Genomic DNA, 17560 nt, shown 5'->3' on the forward strand with positions numbered 1-17560 from the left:
GAACAGATCGCGGTGTTCCACCGATGCGTGCCCCGCGTCCGAGGCGGAGAGTGAGACGGAGAACATTCGACCGACAAGGGAGACCCGCGTGGACGACAACCCCCTGCGCATCTACGACTTCATGGCCTGCGACGTCTTCTGGGATTTCGACGGAACACCGTTTCCGGCGGAGCAGCACAAGTTCCTCGTCTCCTTCCCCCCCACCCCGGGGGTCCCCACCCCGGAACTGATCCGGTCCATCACCGCGCGCGGCCCGGACGGGTATCGGGTGGAGTTCGCCGACCAGGAGTTCACCCCCGCCAACACCAACGGCCACATCTACGACCACGCCCTCGACCACTACTGGTACATGGTCAACCTCCCCACCGGTTTCCTGCCCGGGGGCGTGTACTCCATCGAGGTATCGGGGGTCGACGGGGAGGTCCGGACCCGTTCGCGTCACCACGACATCGCGGCCTCACGACGTCTGGTGGAGTTCTACACTTCGCACCGGACCGAGCTCGCGGAGTCCTTCACTCCCTCGGGCCGAACCGAGTTGGGGACGGTACCGGCCGACGATGAGCTGGAGTGTTCCTGGTCGACCTTGAAGGATCTGGGCGGGCCCGACGCCCACTACATCTTCCGTCTGTCCACCGGGGGGTCGGCCAGGGAATTCGACACCCAGAACCTCACCTGGTGGGACAACATCTTCGTCGAGCACATGCGCGGGCACACCGACGCCGGCCTGAACCGTTCCTCGGTGCGGGTGGGCGCCGATCTGGCGGCCGACACCCCCTACGCCTACTTCGTCGAGGCCACCGACTCCAACGTGCAGAGCGAGACCAACATCTGTCTCTTCCAGCCGCACCAGTACTTCCACACCCCGGCTCGGGCCGAGGCCGGCACCGGGACCTGAGCCGAGGGCCCGCACGGTCCGGGTAGGTCCCAAGAAGCCACTCGGAGATGGATCTAGCGCTCGGGGCACACCCGTGCACCGGGCCACGAGTCGGACCCGGAGAGCGGGGGCGCGACGGTCGGGGTCCGTCGCGCCCCCGCTCTCAACCGCTGACGTTGAGGTCGGAGCTGCCGCTGCTCTGGTAACCCTCGGTCGCCAGGATCATGTAGTGCACGAAGTCGCCCAGTTGCATGCCCGCGTCGTTCCAGGCGTCGAAGTGGTTTCCGGTGGTGATGGTGCCACCCGTACGAGTCGACTGGCGAACGCTCCAGAACTGCGGGAACGTCTCGCTGTCTCCCTCCACCGACGGGGAGTCATAACGCATCGTGTGGTAGAGGTCGTAGCTTCCGCCATCACTGTCCACCGTGCCGCGAAAGTCGCCCTCGGGCCGGTAGGTGCCGAAGTTGTCGACGATGTAGTACTCCACGAGCGGGTTCGAGGTCCACCCGTACAGACACAGGTAACCGTTGCCGGAGGGGTTGAATCTCCCCGAGTAGGCGACGTTCCTGCGGCCACCGGTGCTCCAGCCCTTTCCGCATACGAAGTTGCCGGTGTCGCTCCACTGGGTGCTGTAGGAGCCCCCGGAACCCAGGGTCATGGAGACCGAACCACCGCCGTCGGTCCAGAACGAGTAGAAGTAGCCGTCGTGGGTGCCGGTCTGGTTCTCGGTGATGGTCTGGGCATGTGCGGTGCCGGGCAGCAGCGTGGGCATCGCCACGGCCAGGGCGCCGGCTCCGGTGAGCCCGATGAATCTCCTACGGTCGAACGGGGGGCGGGGGGTGTCGTTCATGGTCGTCTTCCTCCTGGTGGGCCAGGCGGCGCGGCACGGAGGGGACCCACGGTGACCAGGGGTGAGTCACCGTGCGTCGGCGCCGTGTTGCGCAGCGGGGTCGGTTTTTCGCCGTGTCCCGAAGTATCCGTACGAGACGAACGCGAGTCAATGTTTTCCGGAAAATTTCGGATACATTAACAATCATTCAGTCATCATTCCTGCTGGTCAACCATCATTTTTACAAACTCATCCTGGAATCTTCCCTGGAACTCGGTTCCGATACACATGTCGGGATCGATCATGATTCCGAAACTTTTCGGCCCCCCTCGGGCCGCGAAAACGAGCCCGGACCCTGCGGGTCGGGCTCATCAACGGAACGGCCGGAGGGCCCTGCCCGGTCCGCGCCCGTTCGCCCTGGGGCCACGAGGCTCGACCTGCTCGACCGCAACATCTCCGGTCGAGCCGGACCATCCACCCCCGAAAGGATGGAGACCCATCGGGGCCCGAGTCCGACGGGCCTCCATCTCGGATGTTCTCCACCAAAGCCTCGGGAATCGAGGCCGCACCGAAGGACACGTTCAGGAGAACGGCGCGAGCCCCAAGGCCGGGTCGGCTGGAGCACGGCCTCGTTCAGGGCGGCGGGGCGCAGATGGGCGATCTTCTGGTATTCGCGGCCGGTGACCATGCGACCGAACGTTTTCCGATCGGGATAACGCACCAACGGGACCGCGTCCCACCCACGCCCGTCATCGGCGACCAAGGATGTGGACCGTCGCCGGCATAGAGCGGTTCGGCTCCGTATTCCCGCGAAAAAAAGGGGCCGCCCGTCGTGGGTACTCCTCGTAGGAGGAACGACCTTCTGGAGTGAAGCGCAGCAGGTCGAGTATGACCACGGAGCCCTCCCCATCCTCCTCCAGCATGTCCGCGAGGGCCGTCCCCGGAGGGGGCGACGGCCGTGGGTGACTCCTTGCGCGGTCGTTGGGCGCACCGAGCGTGAGCGGTGACGTCCACCACAGAAACCGCCTGGTCGGTATGTAACGCCGGCGACCCCGACCGCCCGCCATCGTCGCACGCCCGTCGAGCACCCCACCCCTCGCGGCCAGGCGTGCCACCCCGGACACGGAAGCCGGTCGGAAGCGGTGTTCCCACAGCTCACAGCGCACACCGAAGGTCCTGAAATGTAGTGCATTCTGCCACAAAAGATCACGCTGAAATAACAGAACGATATCGCCAAATCGCCCCCCTGTGACCCACTTCAGGCTTATACGACACCCGAAAATCACCCGACTTGAACCTTTTGCTATAGTCCGCCTGTTGGTCCCAACCGCCCCATGCGTCCCACACGGAGCGCGCAACTTCGGGCGGCGGACAAACGGCCACCTTCCCCGCCGATCCGCAATCGGCGGGCCCACGTATCGACGAAACCACGGCCGGATGCCCAGCGCACAGCGTCGTGCGCACGGGCCGAAGCTCCATGGTCGTTACGTGCCACAAAAACCGACGGGTGATCCGGCGCCCGTCCTCAGAAAGGAAATGAATGAATTCGGAGGAAATGGCGGTCCAGCAACTGAGCGGCCCCGTCACCATTTTTCTCATCGCACTTTTCTTCGGTGGAACGCTGTTCATGTCGATCCTGATCAGCAAGAAGAAAGAGAACGCCGATGGTTACATGAATGCCGGGCATAACATCGGTTTCGGCATCGCAGCCACCTCCATGACCGCGACATGGATCTGGGCGTCCTCCATGTACGCCTCGGCCACCGCGGGTTACACCTACGGCATCTCCGGCCCCATCCACTACGGGTTGTGGGGCGCGTTGATGATCCTGTTCATCTACCCCTTCGGACGACGCATCCGTGCGGTCGCCCCTCGCGCGCACACTCTCGCCGAGGTCATGTACGCCCGTCATGGACGCTCCAGTCAGTTGATGCTCGCCGGCTCCAACGTTCTGGGCAGCGTCATCTCACTGACCTCCAACTTCATCGCCGGTGGTGCGCTGGTGGCGATGCTCTCGCCCTTCAGCTTCACCCAAGGCATCGTGGTGATGGCGGCCGGTGTCCTGCTCTACACGCTGTGGTCCGGCTTCCGTGCCTCGGTGCTCACCGACTTCGCCCAGGCGATGGCGATGCTGGGCGCCGTGGTCGTCATCATCCCGGTCGTCTTCTTCGCCGCCGGCGGCACCGGCATGTTCGAGACCGGGGCGCAGAACCTGACCCCCCAGCAGTCGAACTTCTTCTCCTCGGACGCCTTCCTGAACCAGGGCGCGCCCTACATCGCCGCCGTGCTGGCCTACGCGATCGGCAACCAGACCATCGCCCAGCGCCTCTTCGCGGTTCGAGAAGACCTCATCAAGCCCACCTTCATCACCGCCACCATCGGTTACGGTGCCACCGTCATCGGCATCGGCATGCTCGGCGTGATGGCCCTCTACCTGGGCATGGAACCGATGAACGGGGACGTCAACAACCTCATCCCCCAGATGGCGACCACCTTCCTCGGTCCGATCCTGCTGTGCGTCTTCTTCATCATGATCATCGGAGCGCTGGCCTCCACCGCCGACTCCGACCTGGCCGCTCTCTCGTCGATCATGATGGCCGACGTCTACGGTCAGAACGTCGCCGGGCGCAAGAAGGCCAACCCGAAGACGATGCTGCTGATCGGCCGCGTCACGATGATCGTCGCCACCGCCGCGGCCCTGTACTTCGCCAGCGGTCAGATGAGCATCCTCGACCTGCTCGTGTTCGTCGGTGCCCTGTGGGGCGCCCTGGTCTTCCCGGTCATCGCCTCCTTCTACTGGGGCAAGGTCACCAACGCGGCCTTCACCGTGTCCACCCTGGCGGCCGTGGCGATCTTCATCCCCGTCCGCTTCGAGATGCTGCCGATGGGCACCCCGGTCGGCCTCGTCGTGGACGTGCTGTCGGTCATCGGTGTCGGCGTGGTCCTGGGTCTGATGTCCTTCGGCTTCTTCGGGCTCAAGCCCGCGCTGTGGATCGGTTCGATCGCCGCGATCGTCACCGCGCCGTTCGGGATCGGCTTCTTGCACGACTACCACGTGCTCAGCGGGTCGCTCGTCGCCTACGCGGTGAGCACACTGGTCTGCTACCTCCTGAGCTTCCGCAACAAGGAGTCCTTCGACTTCGCCCTGATCCAGAAGCGCATCGGTTCGTTCGACAGCGACGAGGAACCGGAGAAGGCCCTGGACGACGACACCGCTTCGAAGCACTGACCAAGAGAGGAACCCATGTCGACCCTGCTGTTGACCGGCTACGTACTCATCTGGCCCATCATCGTGGCCTTCGTACTCTTCTTCCTCCTGCGCGGCTTCTTCAAGGACTGGAGTCAATCGCGTAAGGAAGGTCGTCCGATCATCTGATCCTTCCGACCGCTCCGGCCGGGTACCGATTCCGAGGAGTCGGTGCCCGGCCCCTCGCGTCGAGTTCCCCGGAGAAGGCACCGGCCGCGTGCACGCATGTCCAAGCGGGCTCGCCGGCCGATGCCCGCCTCGGCGCCATGGACAGCGTCTCTTCGATCGTGAGGGTCACCGTCGTCCACGCCGCCACGCCGTTCCCGGGCCTGGTGGCCGAAGTGGAACAGGCTCGCGCGTTCATCCGCGAGGCCGGCCCGACGGCGCGCGTCCGGTCGCCTTCCCCCAGACCCACCTTCCCGATCACCCGTACCGGGTCCGGTCCCACACCCCGGCACCCCGCGCAACGCTCAGGCCCACGACTCCCCGGCAGGGGATCACCCGGAATTCTTCGGATCGGGCCTGTGGACAACCCGATCCGGACCCCTGTCGCGGCGCACACTGGAATCATGCTCTCCACCAACGCGCACACCCTGTTGCGTACCCTCTTCCAAGACCTGTCCGGTGACCGCCACATCCTCAACCTGAGTTTCCGATACGTCATGTCCACCGCCGTCGACCGGCGGGCGGATCACTTCGAAGTGGAACACCCGGTGGTGATCGAGCGCCTGTACACGGCTCTGATCGGGCAGGCCCCGGCCGCCCTGATCGTGCGCACCTTCACCGACCGCGTCCACGAAACGCGGCCCGATGGCACGATCATCCCCGTCAAGCTGGTCCGCGGCTGGCGGGTGGGACACCGCCGGCTGGTCCCCTTGGACGAGGCGCAGATGTTCGACGCCCACTGCATGGACGCCGCGTCCGGGGAGCCCGTGCCACCCGAGGCCGGGGTGGAGTACGTGGGCGCCCCCGAGGTCGACCTGTCCGACCTGGAACAGTCGTGAACCCGACGCTCAGGGCTTGCGGGCCACACCCCCGTAACCGTCGACCTCGGGTGGGATCCCGAACCCGGTCTCCTCGTAGCGCCACCGGCTCACCGAGACCACCCCCGGTTCCACGATCTCCAGGCCTTCGAAGAAGACCGCGATCTCCTCCGGTGAGCGCTGGACGTAGGGCGCTCCCCCGCTCTGGTCGTACTGTTCGTGCGCTTCCACGTTGGCCGCACTGTGCACGTTGGTGCCGTCGTTGATCGTCAGGAAGCTCCCTGAGGGCAGCGGGTCCACCAGTCGACGGACCAGGTCACGGGCCTGGTCATGGTCGGCGACGTGTCCCAGGATCCCCATGAGCATCAGGGCGACCGGGCGGTCCAGGTCCAATGTCCGGGCCGCCGATTCCAGTATCCGTTCCGGTTCGCGCAGGTCGGCGTGGAGGTACTCGGTGGCGCCCTCCTCGGTACCCCTCATCAACGACCGGGCGTGGGCGAGTACCAGGGGGTCGTTGTCGACGTAGACGATCCGGCTGTCCGGTGCGAACGCCTGGGCCACCTCGTGGGTGTTGTCGGCCGTGGGCAACCCCGTGCCGATGTCCAGGAACTGACGGATCCCCACCTCTCCCGCCAGGTGGCGCACCGTTCGGCCCAGGAAGGCCCGTGAGGCCCGGGCTCCCTGCGCCATACCGGGGAACACCTTGAGGAAGGCCTCACCGGCCTCTTGGTCGACGGGGTGGTTGTCCTTGCCGCCCAGCCAGTAGTTCCACACTCGCGCCGAGTGCGGAATGGAGGTGTCGATCGGGGGATGTTCGCTCATGGGGGGCTCCACCTTCGGTGTCGGAGCGGGGGTTCGTTCGCGCCATGATAGGTCCACGCGTACCCGGCTCAAGTGTCAGATCCCTTGGCCCACAGCGCTTCCCATCCCGAGCTCCCGGTTCGCGCACCGACCCGCCCGTTCATCGATGGGCACATCGACGGTAGTGGCGTGTTCACGGGTCGTTACCGCGGCCTGGCTAGGTTCGCCGTGTTCACGCCCCCACACGGAAAGCAGCCCGACCATGTCGGTCACCCGCCGTTCGACGGCCCACCGCCCCCTCGCCCTGCTCGCTCTCGGCGCGCTCACCGTGGCGCCCGCGGTGGCCCTGCCCTCCACCTCTTGGGCCCAGACCTCCCCCGAACGTGTCCTGCTCTCCCCCACCGCCGACCCCGCCACCTCTCAGCACGTGACCTGGCGAACCGAGGACCTGGACGAGGGAGCGCACCTGGAGCTCATCCCGGTGCGCGGCGCGTCCTCGACCGCGCTCCTGCCCGCCGAACCCACCGGGCGGACCGCGGACCGTCAGTACTACCGGGTCACCCTCACCGACCTGGCCCCCGACACCGAGTACCGCTACCGTGTCGTCCCCGGTGAGGGCGCCGCCGGTCGTTGGCAGAACTTCACCACCGCCGACAGCGACGCGGTGCCCTTCGACTTCCTCTACTTCGGCGACATCCAGAACGACATCTCCGCCGGGGCCGCGCCCGTGGTCCGGGCCGCCCTGGCCGCCGAGCCCGACGCCCGACTCGCCGTGCACGCGGGTGATCTGATCGACCACGCCGAGAACGACTCGCAGTGGGGCGAGTGGTATGACGCGTTCGGCTCCGAGGGCACCGGCGGCATCAACCACGTGACCACGCCCGGAAACCACGAATACTCCTCCAACGCGCTCAGCGGTCACTGGGATCTGCAGTTCCCCGGCGCCGGCAACGGTCCCGAGGAGGGTGTGGACCTGAGCGAGACGGTCCACCACACCGATTACCAGGGGGTGCGATTCATCAGCCTGAACTCCAACTACCGTGACGCCGACGTCGACGACGTCGACGCGTGGTTGGAGTCGCAGACCGAGTGGCTGGTCCAGACCCTGCAGGACAACCCGAACGAGTGGACCGTCGTCACCTTCCACCATCCGCTGTTCTCCAACAGCCCCGGGCGGGACAACGAGCCGCTGCGCCGGGCCTGGTTGGAGGTCCTGGAGGAGTACGACGTGGACCTGGTCCTACAAGGCCACGACCACTCCTACAGTCGCGGCAACCTGGTGGAGAATCGCACCGAGGACCCCGACGTGCACACCGGACCGGTCTACGTGGTCGCGGTGACCGGCCCCAAGATGTACGAGGCCGGCGACGTGAACTGGACCTCCAACGGTGCCGAAGCGCGGGTTCAGGTGTCCCATACCCAGACCTTCCAGTCGGTCTCGGTGGACGGCTCCACCCTGGAGTACGTGTCCACCACCGCCGATGGTGAGGTCGTGGACGCCTTCACCATCGACAAGGGCGAGGACGGCAAGTCGGTCATCGACGACCGTTGACCCATCGGTGTCCATGATGTGCGCCGCGTGTCCGGTCCGGGTGGGCGCGTCGAGGGACGTCTCGGTTCTCCGTTCCCGACTCGCCCGCCCGGACCTCGGCGGCCCCGTGAATCGGTGACCGCCCCTGGCCTACGCGGCCCCGGGCCGGCGATCCCGGCCCGGGGGTCGTCAGCCGACCAGGGCCTGCCAGGTGATGGGCCCGGCCTGGCCGTCGGAGACCAGACGGTTGGCGCTTTGGAAGTTGCTCACCGCGGTGTGCATGACGGGCCCGAAGTTGCCGTCGACCTCGACCCCGGCGCTTCGCTTGTTCATCACCGTTTGCAGGGCGCGCACGTGCGAGCCGTCGGCCACGCCCTCCTCCAGTTCGTAGACCAGATGCGGCCAGGTCAGGGGGCCGACCTGGCCGTCGTCGACCAGTCCCTGATCGCGTTGGAAGGCCTTGACCTCGGCCACGGAGACGGGCCCGTGATAGCCGTCGACCTCCAGTGAGCTTCCGCGCTGGTTCATCAGGTGCTGGATGGTGCGGACGCGGACTCCGTTGGATTCGGGGTCGATGCTGGACCATCCTCCGCCCAGGTCGACTCCGCGCGCGGCCATGAACGGGACGGGGTCGGTGTGTGATCCCAAGGACCCGTTGTGGGTTTCGAAGTGCAGGTGGGGTCCGGTGACGTTGCCGGTGGCGCCCATGTCCGCTATGCGTTGCCCGGCCGAGACCGAGGCGTTCAGGGCGACGCGGTAGGCGCTCAGGTGGCCGTAGTAGGTATAGACGCCGCCTCCGTGGTCGAGAACGAGCGCCTCACCGGTGCGTCCGGGCAGGCCGCCACCCCAGGATCGACGGACGACGGTGCCCGCGGCTGCGGCGTAGGCGGCCGTTCCGGTGGAGTTGGTGACGTCCTGGCCCGCGTGGGGGCCGCCGCCGCGTGGGGCACCGTAGTGACCGCCGTTGGGAAAGTATCCGAGTGCGGGGTTGCACCAGGCACCGTTCATGGCCGAGGCCGCGTGGGCCGTGGCGCCGCCGAGGCCGGCCACGGCGACGGTCGCGCCCAGTCCGAGCCCGATGAGCGCGCGTCGGGACCATGGGGCAGGGGATGGGTCAGTACCGCTCGGAGCGGGGGTGGGGGCCGAGCAGGAACCGCACATATGGTCTCCACAAAGATTAGTTTCACATGTAGCATCTGTTGCGTTGGTTTCCTACATACGAGGGAGAATAAGGGCTTCGGACCCGCTTGAACAGGGGGGCACCGCTCCTTTCCTCCGACCCACCGCCCTTGTCCTGGCCGGTCCCCACGCGCCCCACCAAGGGCCATCTCCCCCGAGACCGATACGACACCGGCGCCCCCGCCGCGTGACACCCCCACCACCCCCGCAGGAGTCACAAGGTCAACTACCCGTGGCTGAAGCCCACGGGCTTGCGGGTAGGCGCCCATCTGGTGGATGGATCCTTCCTCCCGCGTCCGACACCCACTCATCTGGTGGGTGCTGGGGCGGTTGACTCGCGCCCCGCAGCCCACGCCGCCTGGCCTCGGTGGGCGAGGTTGCGTGCAGCGTTCACATCGGCGTGCAGCACCACACCACATTGGCGGCACATGAACCGGTTCCGGGTGGGCCGGTTGCGTCTGGAGGTGTGGTCGCACTCCGAGCAGGTCTGAGAGGTGTAGGCCGGATCCACGATCAGGACCGGCACCCCCGTCCTGCGAGCCTTGTAGGCGATGAAGTCCCGCAGTTGCGCGAAACTCCACGAATGCAGCATGGAACGCTGTTGCTTGGCCAGCCGTACCCGGCCACGGATGCCCCGAAGGTCTTCCAGGACGATGCCGTGATCGGTGCGTTCAGCCCGCTCCACGATGCGTTTGGAAATCGTGTGGTTCACATCCCGCGCCCGCCGTGCCTCCCGGCGGCGCAGACGCTTCAACACGCGTTTGGCGCTCTTGATGTTCTTGGCCTGGAGTTTGGCGCGAAGCTCGTTCTGTTGCCTGCGCTGCCGGTTCAGGTGGCGTCCGGCGAAGCGGTCCCCGGTGGAGGTGGTGGCGATCTCCACGATCCCCAGATCCACCCCTACGAACCCCACCGGATCCGGGTTCTCCTCGGCCTCGGGCACCTCACAGGTGGCCGCAAGGAACCACTGCCCGTCCTGACAGAGCAGGTCGCTCTCACCCTGGCGACACTCGGCCAACAGCTTCAACTGATCAGGCGAAGAGGTGAAGCCCAGATTCTTCATCCGCCCCACCACGGTCCAGATCGAGACGGTGCGCGCGTCCATCTGCCAGGACAGACACCGATCATCGAAGGGTTGCGCCGCATCGGAGCGGAAACAGATCGGGGTGGACTCGATCCGCGCCCGCCGCGCAGAATCCTTCCGGCCCAGGTTTCCGGCTTTCAGGTTCGCGTGCCGGGTGGTGTAGGCGTCCGCGACCTTGCCCAGGACCCGCACCGTGGGCTGCGCCGACAACCCGAACCTGGCTTTCAGCTCGTGGTAGAGGGCCCTTTGCAGGGTGTACTTGTCGCGAGCCCCGGTGGTCTGAGCGATGCGGGAGGCGTGGTCGGCGGCCTCGTTACAGGCGTGCAGGGTCGCCTCAAGCGCCTGCGCCTGTTCCGGCGAAGGCAGCAACTTGACCCGCACCACCAGCTTCATCACCGAACACGCTAACCACCCCGACCAGGAGGTGGGGCCGAATCAGAGAACTTCTCCGCCTTTTCCCGGTCTTCGATGGCCGGGAAGAGTGTGCGGGGGTGTTTCCTCCCGGCCCTGAAGGACCGGGCTTCCACACCCAGAAATCAGGTGAACATGCATGGCCACGTCGGTGACCGCGTCCATGGTCCCCGCGAAGAACAGTCCCGCCATGAAGACGGCGGTGGAGGGCGCCAGACCGGCGGCGATCGACCCGAGACCGGTGAGGACGGTGCCCGCCACGGCCACGTTCGCCGACCCGAGCCGCCGTACCAGTACGGCGGCGACCAGGCCGGCCAGGAACGCCCCCGCCGGAAAGGCCGCCACGGCCACACCGTAGACGGCGTTGTCGATGCCGATGTCGGCCTTGATCTCGGGGAACCGGGGGACGAGGTTGGCGAACAGGGCACCGTTGGTCAGGAACAGAGCGGCGCCCGCGATCCGTGCCCTCCGGTCGACGCGGGCGGCCCGATTCCGTGTGTCGACGCTCACGGGTTCGAACCTATCCGCCGCACGCCCTCGCCGGTGGGACGGGGGCGTGCGGGGACAGGGCCGGTTCGGACCAAGGATCAGGTCAGCGCGGCGACCACCGCCTCCTCCCCATCCCACCGGGCACGCAGCCGCCACCTTCCTCGGGGCTCGGACTCCAGCACGTGCGGGAGCAGGATCCGATCGCCGGGCTCACCGACCTCGGGCTCCGCACCGGCTTCCCTGGTGATCAGCACCTTCTGTGGACGTTGCCCCACCCGACCGCCGTCCTTCCAGATCTCCAGTTCCGCCTGTTCCTGCGCACCGTTCAGGGCCCGTCGGAAACAGTCGAGCGCCACCTCGTCGGCGGTGCCGTCGTAAACCCAGCGCTGCCCCAGGACGGAGTGGTCCAGGGTGCCCACGAGGTGCTCCTCGTGATCGGTCAGGGGCGCGCCCCGGTAGGTCAACGGGAGGTGGTGCAGGCGGCCGGAGCGTCGCAGCAGGAACACCTCCACCCCGACCTCCCCCTTCGGGTCGTCGAACCGATAGGTGCCCAGGACCTCATCGGGTCCCTCTCCTGCCCACGGCCTACCATCCAGCCAAGAGCCGATCAGGGTCGGTTTGTCCGGTGTCAGAGTCGCGTCGTAGATGATCGCCATGGGGCCAGTATCCGCCCGAGACAGTCCGGCCGCACCCTCCGGTGCGCCCCTTCCCCGGGAAGGTTCAGAGCTTCATCGCGGTGGGGAGGCCCTCGGGGCGTATGGCGGCGTCGGTACCCCAGATCCAGCACTCCTCCTCCAGAGCCGATTCCTCGTAGAAGTCGGCCTTCGATCGTTGCTCAGGGGTAGGGGTCCCACTATTCGCCCGAGCCGGCTCCGATGGCGGAGTGGCGCACCCGGGCCACGACACCTTTCATCCCTAGCGTTGAGGACATGACCCCGACCGAGAGAATCTACTCAGCTCTGCTCAGACGTGATCGGGAGAGCGAGTCCGAGCTGCCCGCCCCCGTGCGCGCCGACGTCGCGCGCAATGGGCTGCGCCTGGTGTCGGCCAACGCTCTGCAGTCCTCCGGTGACCAGACGGTCAACGCCTCGACCGTGCTGCCCTGGCTGTTCCACTCCTTGGGGGTGCCCACGGCGCTCGTGGGGTTGCTCGTGCCCATCCGCGAATCCGGTTCGATGCTGCCGCAGGCGTTGCTGACCCCGCTGATCCTGCGGGTGCGGTATCGCAAGTGGGTGTTCGTCCTCGGTGCCCTGGTCCAAGCGTTGTCGGTGGCGGTGATGGCGGCGACGGCCGCGCTCGCGCGGGGGCTCACCGCCGGTGTGGTCATCGTGGTGGCCCTGGCGTTCTTCTCCCTGGGCCGGTGTCTGTGCTCGATCTCCTCCAAGGACGTCCAAGGGCGCACCGTTCCCAGCGGGGAACGCGGCCAGATCAACGGGCTGGCCACCACCGCCGCCGGGCTCGTGGCCATCACCCTGGGGGTGGCGATCCGAGTGCTGGGTGGGGAGGACCTGGACGCCGGCCGGCTCGCCTGGGTCCTGGCCGGTGGCGCCGTCCTGTGGGTGGGTGTGGCCTGGGTCTACGCGGGGGTTCGGGAACCCGCCGACGCGTCGGCTTCGACGATCGAAGGATCGGGGAGGGCATCCGACGACGAGCCGGTGCGATGGCACGACTGGTTCGTCCAGACCCTTCGTCTGCTGCGCGATGACCGTTCCTTCCGACACTTCGTCACGGTGCGCGGTCTGTTGCTGGTCTCGGCGCTGAGCCCACCGTTCGTGGTCACCCTGGCCACCGACTCGGGCACCACCGGTCTGTCCGGGCTGGGCGGGTACGTCATCGCCTCCGGGGTCGCGGCCCTGGTGGGTGGTCGCCTGTCGGGCCGGCTCGCCGACTGGTCGAGCCGCAGACTGATGACGTTCGGTGCCGCGATCGCCTCGGCCATCATCCTCGTACTGGTGCTGGTGGTGTCGTTGCCCGGTTTCAGCGGGGAGAGCGCGTGGGGGTCGGCCGTGTTCATCGGGGCGTACTTCCTGCTCACGCTGACGCACACGGGAATCAGGGTGGGCCGCAAGACCTACGTCATCGACATGGCCGAAGGCGACCTGCGCACCACCTACGTTGCGGTGTCGAACTCGGCGATGGGACTGATCCTGCTGGTGGTCGGCGGTCTCAGCTCGCTGCTGACGCTCCTCGGCGTGGAGTGGACGCTGCTCTTCCTCGCCACCCTGGGTCTGGCCGGGGTGGTCGGCGGCGGCCGGCTCCCGGAGGTCTCCCGAGGGTCCCGAGGGTAGGGGCCGGCCAAGGTACGGCGAGGGCCGGTTGAGAGCGCGGCTCGCACGAATCCCGGGAACCCCTGAACCTCAGGAACGACTCCGCCTTTCCGCCAAGACCACCCATTATTCGATGCGTGGATCCGACGAAGAGGTGTCCGCCTACCGGAAACGCGATGTCAGGTCCGTGGTCGCAGGAGCGGCATCAACGGGCAGTGGGCCCCGACCATGCGGCACAAAAGCACCACCCCGGCCAGGGACACCACGACCGCCGCCGGGACCGGGCCGAAGGGATCCGGGAGTTCCTGCGTCAGCACGAGCACTCCCATGACCAGCACGAAACCCCCGAAGCCCTTACGCAGTGCGGCCTCGGGCACTCGGGAGGTAAGGAGCGAGCCCACGAGCGACCCCGCGACCGCGGCGGCGGTCACCATCGCCACCAATGCCCAGTCCGGGCTCACGCTCGTCAGGTAGCCGGTGAGTCCGGCGAAGGACTTCATCGCTATCACGAGCAGGGAGGTTCCCACCGCCGCCGGCATGGCCAGGCCACCGAGCAGGGCGAGCGCGGGCACGACGAGGAACCCTCCCCCGGCGCCGACGAGTCCGGTGATCGCCCCGACCGCCACACCGTCCAGGATGATCCGTCGCAGGGGAAGCGCTCCGGACTCCGCGTCCCGATCGGTGCCCCCGGCTCTGGCCCCGAGCATGGTCACGGCGGTGGCGACCATCATCAGGGCGAAGGCGATCATCAACAGGGTGCCCGGCAAGTACCCGCCCGCCAGGCCGCCGAGGAAGGCCCCCGCCATACCGGAGGCTCCGAACACCAGTCCGGTGCGCCAACGGACGTTGCCCGCCCGCGCGTGCGTGAACGTACTGACCAATGAGGTGACACCGACGACGAACAGGGACGCGACGATGGCCTCCTTGGGCTCCATCCCCGCGACGTAGGTCAACAGCGGGACCATCAGGATGGAACCGCCGCCTCCGAGCAGACCGAGCGCGAGCCCGACCACCACCGCGAGGCCCAGGACAAGGACGGGTTGGAACTCCATGTTCGACTTTCTTTTCGAGGACGGGCGACGTGGGCACGACCGACCACCGTCAAGGGAGCGGGGCGGTGCCATTCCCCCTGTCGGACGAGACAGCGGGTCCGGCACCGTCCCGGTCAGGGTGATCAACCGCTGATCGTCTCGGGGGCGGACCGGACTCGCCCCCATTCCGGCCGGTCCGAGTAACCTCCGTCGAGTTCGACGACGTGGTATCCGGCACGACGCAGCGCCCCGGCCGCCACCGAGCTACGCGCACCCGACCGGCAGTAGCTCACGATGGTGCCCTCGCTCGGCAGAGCATCGAGGTTCCACAGGATCCGACCGGCGCTGATCTGCATTGATCCCGGGATGTGTCCTTGGGCGTGTTCGGCCTTGTCGCGCACGTCCAGGACGAGCGCGACGTCGGCCTCGGCGAGCTCATCCGGGGTGACGCGTTCCGGCACGAACGTCGGCAGGCCCTCCATCGTCGTGGTATGACCGGCCACGTGGTCGATGCCGACACGGAGCAGGTGGTCGCGCACCTTCCGGGCGGCGTCCGCGTCGGACGTGAGCAACACCAGGGGCCGGGTCTCGGTCTCGGGGTCATAGGCCCAGGCCCCGAAGGTCGCGGCCTTGTCCGGGCCGGGGATGTTCAGCGCCCCGGCAATGGTTCCCCGGTGGACATCGGTGTGGGATCGGGTGTCGACGAGGACGACCTCGTCCTGGTCCAGGGACCGTCGAATCTCCTCGGCGCCGAGTTCGGGCGGCGGGGTGAGCGGGCCCAGGACCCGCGGTCCTTCCTTGTTCTGACGTTTCATCCGCGCGAAGTAGGCGTGGACGTCGGGTTGGCCGTCGAGCAGTTCCTCGACGAAGCCGTCCATGTCGTCTTCGCGCAGGTACGGACCCCACCAGGCGTTGAGCCGTTCGTAGCCGACCGTGGTGGCCGGGAGCGCGCCGAGGGCCTTACCGCAGGCACTGCCCGCGCCGTGCCCGGGCATGACCTGTACGTGGTCGGGCAGGGTCAAGAACACCTCGCGCAGACTGGTGAAGAGCAGACGTGCGCCCTCGAACCGGGTGTCGACCCCTCCGGCGGCCTCGTCGAGCAGGTCGGGGCGGCCCAGGTCCCCCGCGAAGACGAAGTCGCCGGAGAGCATGTAGCCCGGTTCCTGACTGAAGGCGCCATCGGTGACCAGGAACGACAGGTGTTCGGGTGTGTGTCCGGGTGTGTGGCGTGCCCGCACGGTGACGTTGCCGATGGTGATGGCGTCGCCGTCGCGGAGCCTCCGCGCATCGAAGCCGTACTGCCAGTCCTGGCCACCTTCCCCGGAGACGTACACCGTGGCGCCGGTCGCCGCCGCGAGTTCGCGGGTGCCGGAGAGGTAGTCGGCGTGGATGTGGGTCTCGGTCACGGCCACGATCCGCATGCCGTGTGCGCGGGCCAGGTCGAGGTAGTCGTCGATGTCTCGACGGGCGTCGACCACGATGGCCTCTCCCTTGGCCTGACAGCCGATGAAGTAGCCGGCCTGGGAGAGGTCGTTGTCGTAGACACGTTCCAGCAACATGGTCACTCCTTGGACGAAGAGTTCGGTGTGGAGAGTCGGATGTAGGGTGCTCGCGCGGGCCGCATACCCCGGGGAGTATCGAAGAGACAAGGGTCGGCCCTGCCCACGTCGCTCAACGGCGAGCGCCGATCCGGGAGAGGGAGTCCTCGATGTCGACGTCGTTGTAGGGCTGGTTGTAGGGCAGGCGCGCCAGTGCCATGCCCATGGCACAGGTGTCGGTGATGGCGGCGAAGGCCAGTCCGGCACCGACGATCCCGGCGAGGGCCACCGCGGGGGGCCACACCAAGGAGGCGAGTACGGAGGTCAGGACGATGGTGCCGGCCACCAACCGAACCTGGCGTTCGAGCGCCCACTTCTGAGGGCCCCGAACGACGGGGGCACCCTGGGCCGCCCAGGCGTTCATGCCACCGTTCATCACGACCGTGTCGCTCAGCCCGGCCCCGGCCAGCTTGTCCCGGCATTGCCCGGCCCGACCTCCGGACTGACAGACCAGGACGAGGCGGCCGCCGGCCTCGGCGACGATGCGCTCCAGGTGCGCGTCCACGCGCCCCAGGGGCAGGTTGATCGCACCGGAGATGTGGGAACTCTCGTATTCGGCGGGGGTACGCACGTCCACGAGCAGGGTGTGCGGATCGGTTTCGATCAGGTCGCGCACGGCGCGCGGGTCGATGCCGTGGTCGCTCATGGTTTTCCTTCCGTCGTGGTGAATCCGATCCAGATACCCCGGGGAGTATCGGGAGAGCGGATGGGGACCTTGGTGCGGGACAGCGTCGGCCCACCGGGGCCTCCCCCATACCGGGGGGAGTATCCGAAAGCCAGGGATACACCCCGGCCGAGAACAGGTATGTCCCTACAGAGGTCGGCCGCACGGACGCGGACCCGTAAGGTCGTGCGCCCGCGCGGTGTCAGGCCAGGGCCAGGAAGAGCTTCTCCAGCTCCTCCTCGGTGAGCTCGGGTTCCTCACCCCGTTCGCGCGCGGTGTTGCAGTGCCGCATACCACTCGCGACGATCTTGAACCCGGCCCGGTCCAGGGCGCGGGAGACCGCCGCCAACTGCTGGAGGACGGCGGCGCAGTCCTCCCCCTCCTCCATCATGGAGATGACACCGGAGAGTTGGCCTTGGGCGCGCTTGAGTCGCGTGATCGCGTCGCCCACCATTTCAGGCTTCAATGCAGGTCTCCTTTCACCCTGTGGATGACAACATACCCCCGGGTGTATCCATTCCGCCACTCGGGTCACGCACGGCACCAAGGGGTCCACCCCGAGCCCACCTCGTCCT

General features: G+C 67.4%; 16 protein-coding genes and 1 pseudogene. 6 read left to right on the top strand and 11 right to left on the bottom strand.

The annotated features are described in order from the left end of the window. The first annotated feature begins 88 nt into the window (after nucleotides 1-88). A complete protein-coding gene (locus tag ACWGSK_RS20410) occupies nucleotides 89-895 on the top strand; it encodes a hypothetical protein (protein ID WP_452456446.1) in 807 nt (268 codons plus the stop codon). Between the two features lie 142 nt (nucleotides 896-1037). Here ACWGSK_RS20410 and ACWGSK_RS20415 read toward each other — a convergent pair whose 3' ends face one another. Further along, nucleotides 1038-1724 (bottom strand): glycoside hydrolase family 11 protein, encoded by a 687-nt coding sequence (locus ACWGSK_RS20415; RefSeq protein ID WP_452456447.1) that lies wholly within the window; start codon nucleotides 1722-1724, stop codon nucleotides 1038-1040. Between the two features lie 568 nt (nucleotides 1725-2292). Further along, nucleotides 2293-2626: pseudogene (locus ACWGSK_RS20420) on the bottom strand (DUF1330 domain-containing protein); the annotation flags it as partial. A gap of 617 nt (nucleotides 2627-3243) precedes the next feature. Here ACWGSK_RS20420 and ACWGSK_RS20425 point away from each other — a divergent pair. From ACWGSK_RS20425 to ACWGSK_RS20435, 3 genes are all read left to right on the top strand, one after another. Further along, nucleotides 3244-4932, top strand: a complete 1689-nt coding sequence (locus tag ACWGSK_RS20425; protein ID WP_358505401.1) for a sodium:solute symporter family protein — start codon at nucleotides 3244-3246, stop codon at nucleotides 4930-4932. Nucleotides 4933-4947: 15 nt separating this feature from the next. Continuing rightward, the gene (locus ACWGSK_RS20430) at nucleotides 4948-5079 is read left to right on the top strand and encodes a putative transporter small subunit (protein ID WP_358505404.1); all 132 of its coding nucleotides are present in this window, start codon (nucleotides 4948-4950) and stop codon (nucleotides 5077-5079) included. A 440-nt stretch (nucleotides 5080-5519) separates the two neighbouring features. Then, nucleotides 5520-5954, top strand: coding sequence for a hypothetical protein (locus ACWGSK_RS20435; protein WP_358505406.1), 435 nt, complete (start codon nucleotides 5520-5522; stop codon nucleotides 5952-5954). Nucleotides 5955-5963: 9 nt separating this feature from the next. Here ACWGSK_RS20435 and ACWGSK_RS20440 read toward each other — a convergent pair whose 3' ends face one another. Further along, a complete protein-coding gene (locus ACWGSK_RS20440; RefSeq protein ID WP_452456448.1) occupies nucleotides 5964-6755 on the bottom strand; it encodes an SAM-dependent methyltransferase in 792 nt (263 codons plus the stop codon). Nucleotides 6756-6996: 241 nt separating this feature from the next. On the opposite strand from ACWGSK_RS20440, the gene ACWGSK_RS20445 reads away from it, so the two are divergent. Next, entirely contained in the window at nucleotides 6997-8286 is a 1290-nt protein-coding gene (locus tag ACWGSK_RS20445; RefSeq protein WP_452456449.1) for a metallophosphoesterase, read from the top strand. 168 nt (nucleotides 8287-8454) lie between these two features. On the opposite strand, the gene ACWGSK_RS20450 is transcribed toward ACWGSK_RS20445, so the two are convergent. The 4 genes from ACWGSK_RS20450 to ACWGSK_RS20465 all read right to left on the bottom strand — a co-directional run bounded on the left by ACWGSK_RS20450 (nucleotide 8455) and on the right by ACWGSK_RS20465 (nucleotide 12081). Further along, nucleotides 8455-9426 carry a peptidoglycan-binding protein gene (locus ACWGSK_RS20450; RefSeq protein ID WP_452456450.1) on the bottom strand — a complete coding sequence of 324 codons (972 nt, stop codon included), beginning with the start codon at nucleotides 9424-9426 and terminating at the stop codon, nucleotides 8455-8457. A 325-nt stretch (nucleotides 9427-9751) separates the two neighbouring features. Further along, nucleotides 9752-10918, bottom strand: coding sequence for an RNA-guided endonuclease InsQ/TnpB family protein (locus tag ACWGSK_RS20455; RefSeq protein WP_452456451.1), 1167 nt, complete (start codon nucleotides 10916-10918; stop codon nucleotides 9752-9754). Nucleotides 10919-10960: 42 nt separating this feature from the next. Beyond that, the gene (locus ACWGSK_RS20460; protein WP_358507823.1) at nucleotides 10961-11446 is read right to left on the bottom strand and encodes an MFS transporter; all 486 of its coding nucleotides are present in this window, start codon (nucleotides 11444-11446) and stop codon (nucleotides 10961-10963) included. Between the two features lie 77 nt (nucleotides 11447-11523). After that, on the bottom strand, nucleotides 11524-12081 hold the full coding sequence (locus ACWGSK_RS20465) for a maltokinase N-terminal cap-like domain-containing protein (RefSeq protein ID WP_452456452.1): 558 nt from the start codon (nucleotides 12079-12081) through the stop codon (nucleotides 11524-11526). Nucleotides 12082-12354: 273 nt separating this feature from the next. Here ACWGSK_RS20465 and ACWGSK_RS20470 point away from each other — a divergent pair, with 273 nt between their 5' ends. After that, a complete protein-coding gene (locus tag ACWGSK_RS20470; protein ID WP_358507827.1) occupies nucleotides 12355-13713 on the top strand; it encodes an MFS transporter in 1359 nt (452 codons plus the stop codon). Between the two features lie 158 nt (nucleotides 13714-13871). Here ACWGSK_RS20470 and ACWGSK_RS20475 read toward each other — a convergent pair whose 3' ends face one another. The 4 genes from ACWGSK_RS20475 to ACWGSK_RS20490 form a co-directional block, all read right to left on the bottom strand. After that, nucleotides 13872-14744: a sulfite exporter TauE/SafE family protein gene (locus tag ACWGSK_RS20475; protein WP_358507829.1), complete on the bottom strand. Its 873-nt coding sequence runs from the start codon at nucleotides 14742-14744 to the stop codon at nucleotides 13872-13874. A gap of 122 nt (nucleotides 14745-14866) precedes the next feature. Then, nucleotides 14867-16282 carry an MBL fold metallo-hydrolase gene (locus ACWGSK_RS20480; protein WP_452456453.1) on the bottom strand — a complete coding sequence of 472 codons (1416 nt, stop codon included), beginning with the start codon at nucleotides 16280-16282 and terminating at the stop codon, nucleotides 14867-14869. A gap of 112 nt (nucleotides 16283-16394) precedes the next feature. After that, nucleotides 16395-16967 carry a rhodanese-like domain-containing protein gene (locus tag ACWGSK_RS20485; RefSeq protein WP_358507833.1) on the bottom strand — a complete coding sequence of 191 codons (573 nt, stop codon included), beginning with the start codon at nucleotides 16965-16967 and terminating at the stop codon, nucleotides 16395-16397. A 220-nt stretch (nucleotides 16968-17187) separates the two neighbouring features. Continuing rightward, complete coding sequence (locus tag ACWGSK_RS20490; RefSeq protein WP_358507974.1) at nucleotides 17188-17439, bottom strand: metal-sensitive transcriptional regulator; 252 nt, start codon at nucleotides 17437-17439, stop codon at nucleotides 17188-17190. Nucleotides 17440-17560: the final 121 nt, after the last annotated feature.

The organism is Nocardiopsis sp. NPDC055551 (assembly GCF_053619415.1).

Bases quoted from the DNA above. Each gene is read 5' to 3' on its own strand.
- ACWGSK_RS20415 (WP_452456447.1), bottom strand. From the start codon at position 1,724: ATGAACGACACCCCCCGCCCCCCGTTCGACCGTAGGAGATTCATCGGG.
- ACWGSK_RS20425 (WP_358505401.1), top strand. From the start codon at position 3,244: ATGAATTCGGAGGAAATGGCGGTCCAGCAACTGAGCGGCCCCGTCACC.
- ACWGSK_RS20430 (WP_358505404.1), top strand. From the start codon at position 4,948: ATGTCGACCCTGCTGTTGACCGGCTACGTACTCATCTGGCCCATCATC.
- ACWGSK_RS20435 (WP_358505406.1), top strand. From the start codon at position 5,520: ATGCTCTCCACCAACGCGCACACCCTGTTGCGTACCCTCTTCCAAGAC.
- ACWGSK_RS20440 (WP_452456448.1), bottom strand. From the start codon at position 6,755: ATGAGCGAACATCCCCCGATCGACACCTCCATTCCGCACTCGGCGCGA.
- ACWGSK_RS20445 (WP_452456449.1), top strand. From the start codon at position 6,997: ATGTCGGTCACCCGCCGTTCGACGGCCCACCGCCCCCTCGCCCTGCTC.
- ACWGSK_RS20450 (WP_452456450.1), bottom strand. From the start codon at position 9,426: ATGTGCGGTTCCTGCTCGGCCCCCACCCCCGCTCCGAGCGGTACTGAC.
- ACWGSK_RS20455 (WP_452456451.1), bottom strand. From the start codon at position 10,918: ATGAAGCTGGTGGTGCGGGTCAAGTTGCTGCCTTCGCCGGAACAGGCG.
- ACWGSK_RS20465 (WP_452456452.1), bottom strand. From the start codon at position 12,081: ATGGCGATCATCTACGACGCGACTCTGACACCGGACAAACCGACCCTG.
- ACWGSK_RS20470 (WP_358507827.1), top strand. From the start codon at position 12,355: ATGACCCCGACCGAGAGAATCTACTCAGCTCTGCTCAGACGTGATCGG.
- ACWGSK_RS20475 (WP_358507829.1), bottom strand. From the start codon at position 14,744: ATGGAGTTCCAACCCGTCCTTGTCCTGGGCCTCGCGGTGGTGGTCGGG.
- ACWGSK_RS20480 (WP_452456453.1), bottom strand. From the start codon at position 16,282: ATGTTGCTGGAACGTGTCTACGACAACGACCTCTCCCAGGCCGGCTAC.
- ACWGSK_RS20485 (WP_358507833.1), bottom strand. From the start codon at position 16,967: ATGAGCGACCACGGCATCGACCCGCGCGCCGTGCGCGACCTGATCGAA.
- ACWGSK_RS20490 (WP_358507974.1), bottom strand. From the start codon at position 17,439: ATGGTGGGCGACGCGATCACGCGACTCAAGCGCGCCCAAGGCCAACTC.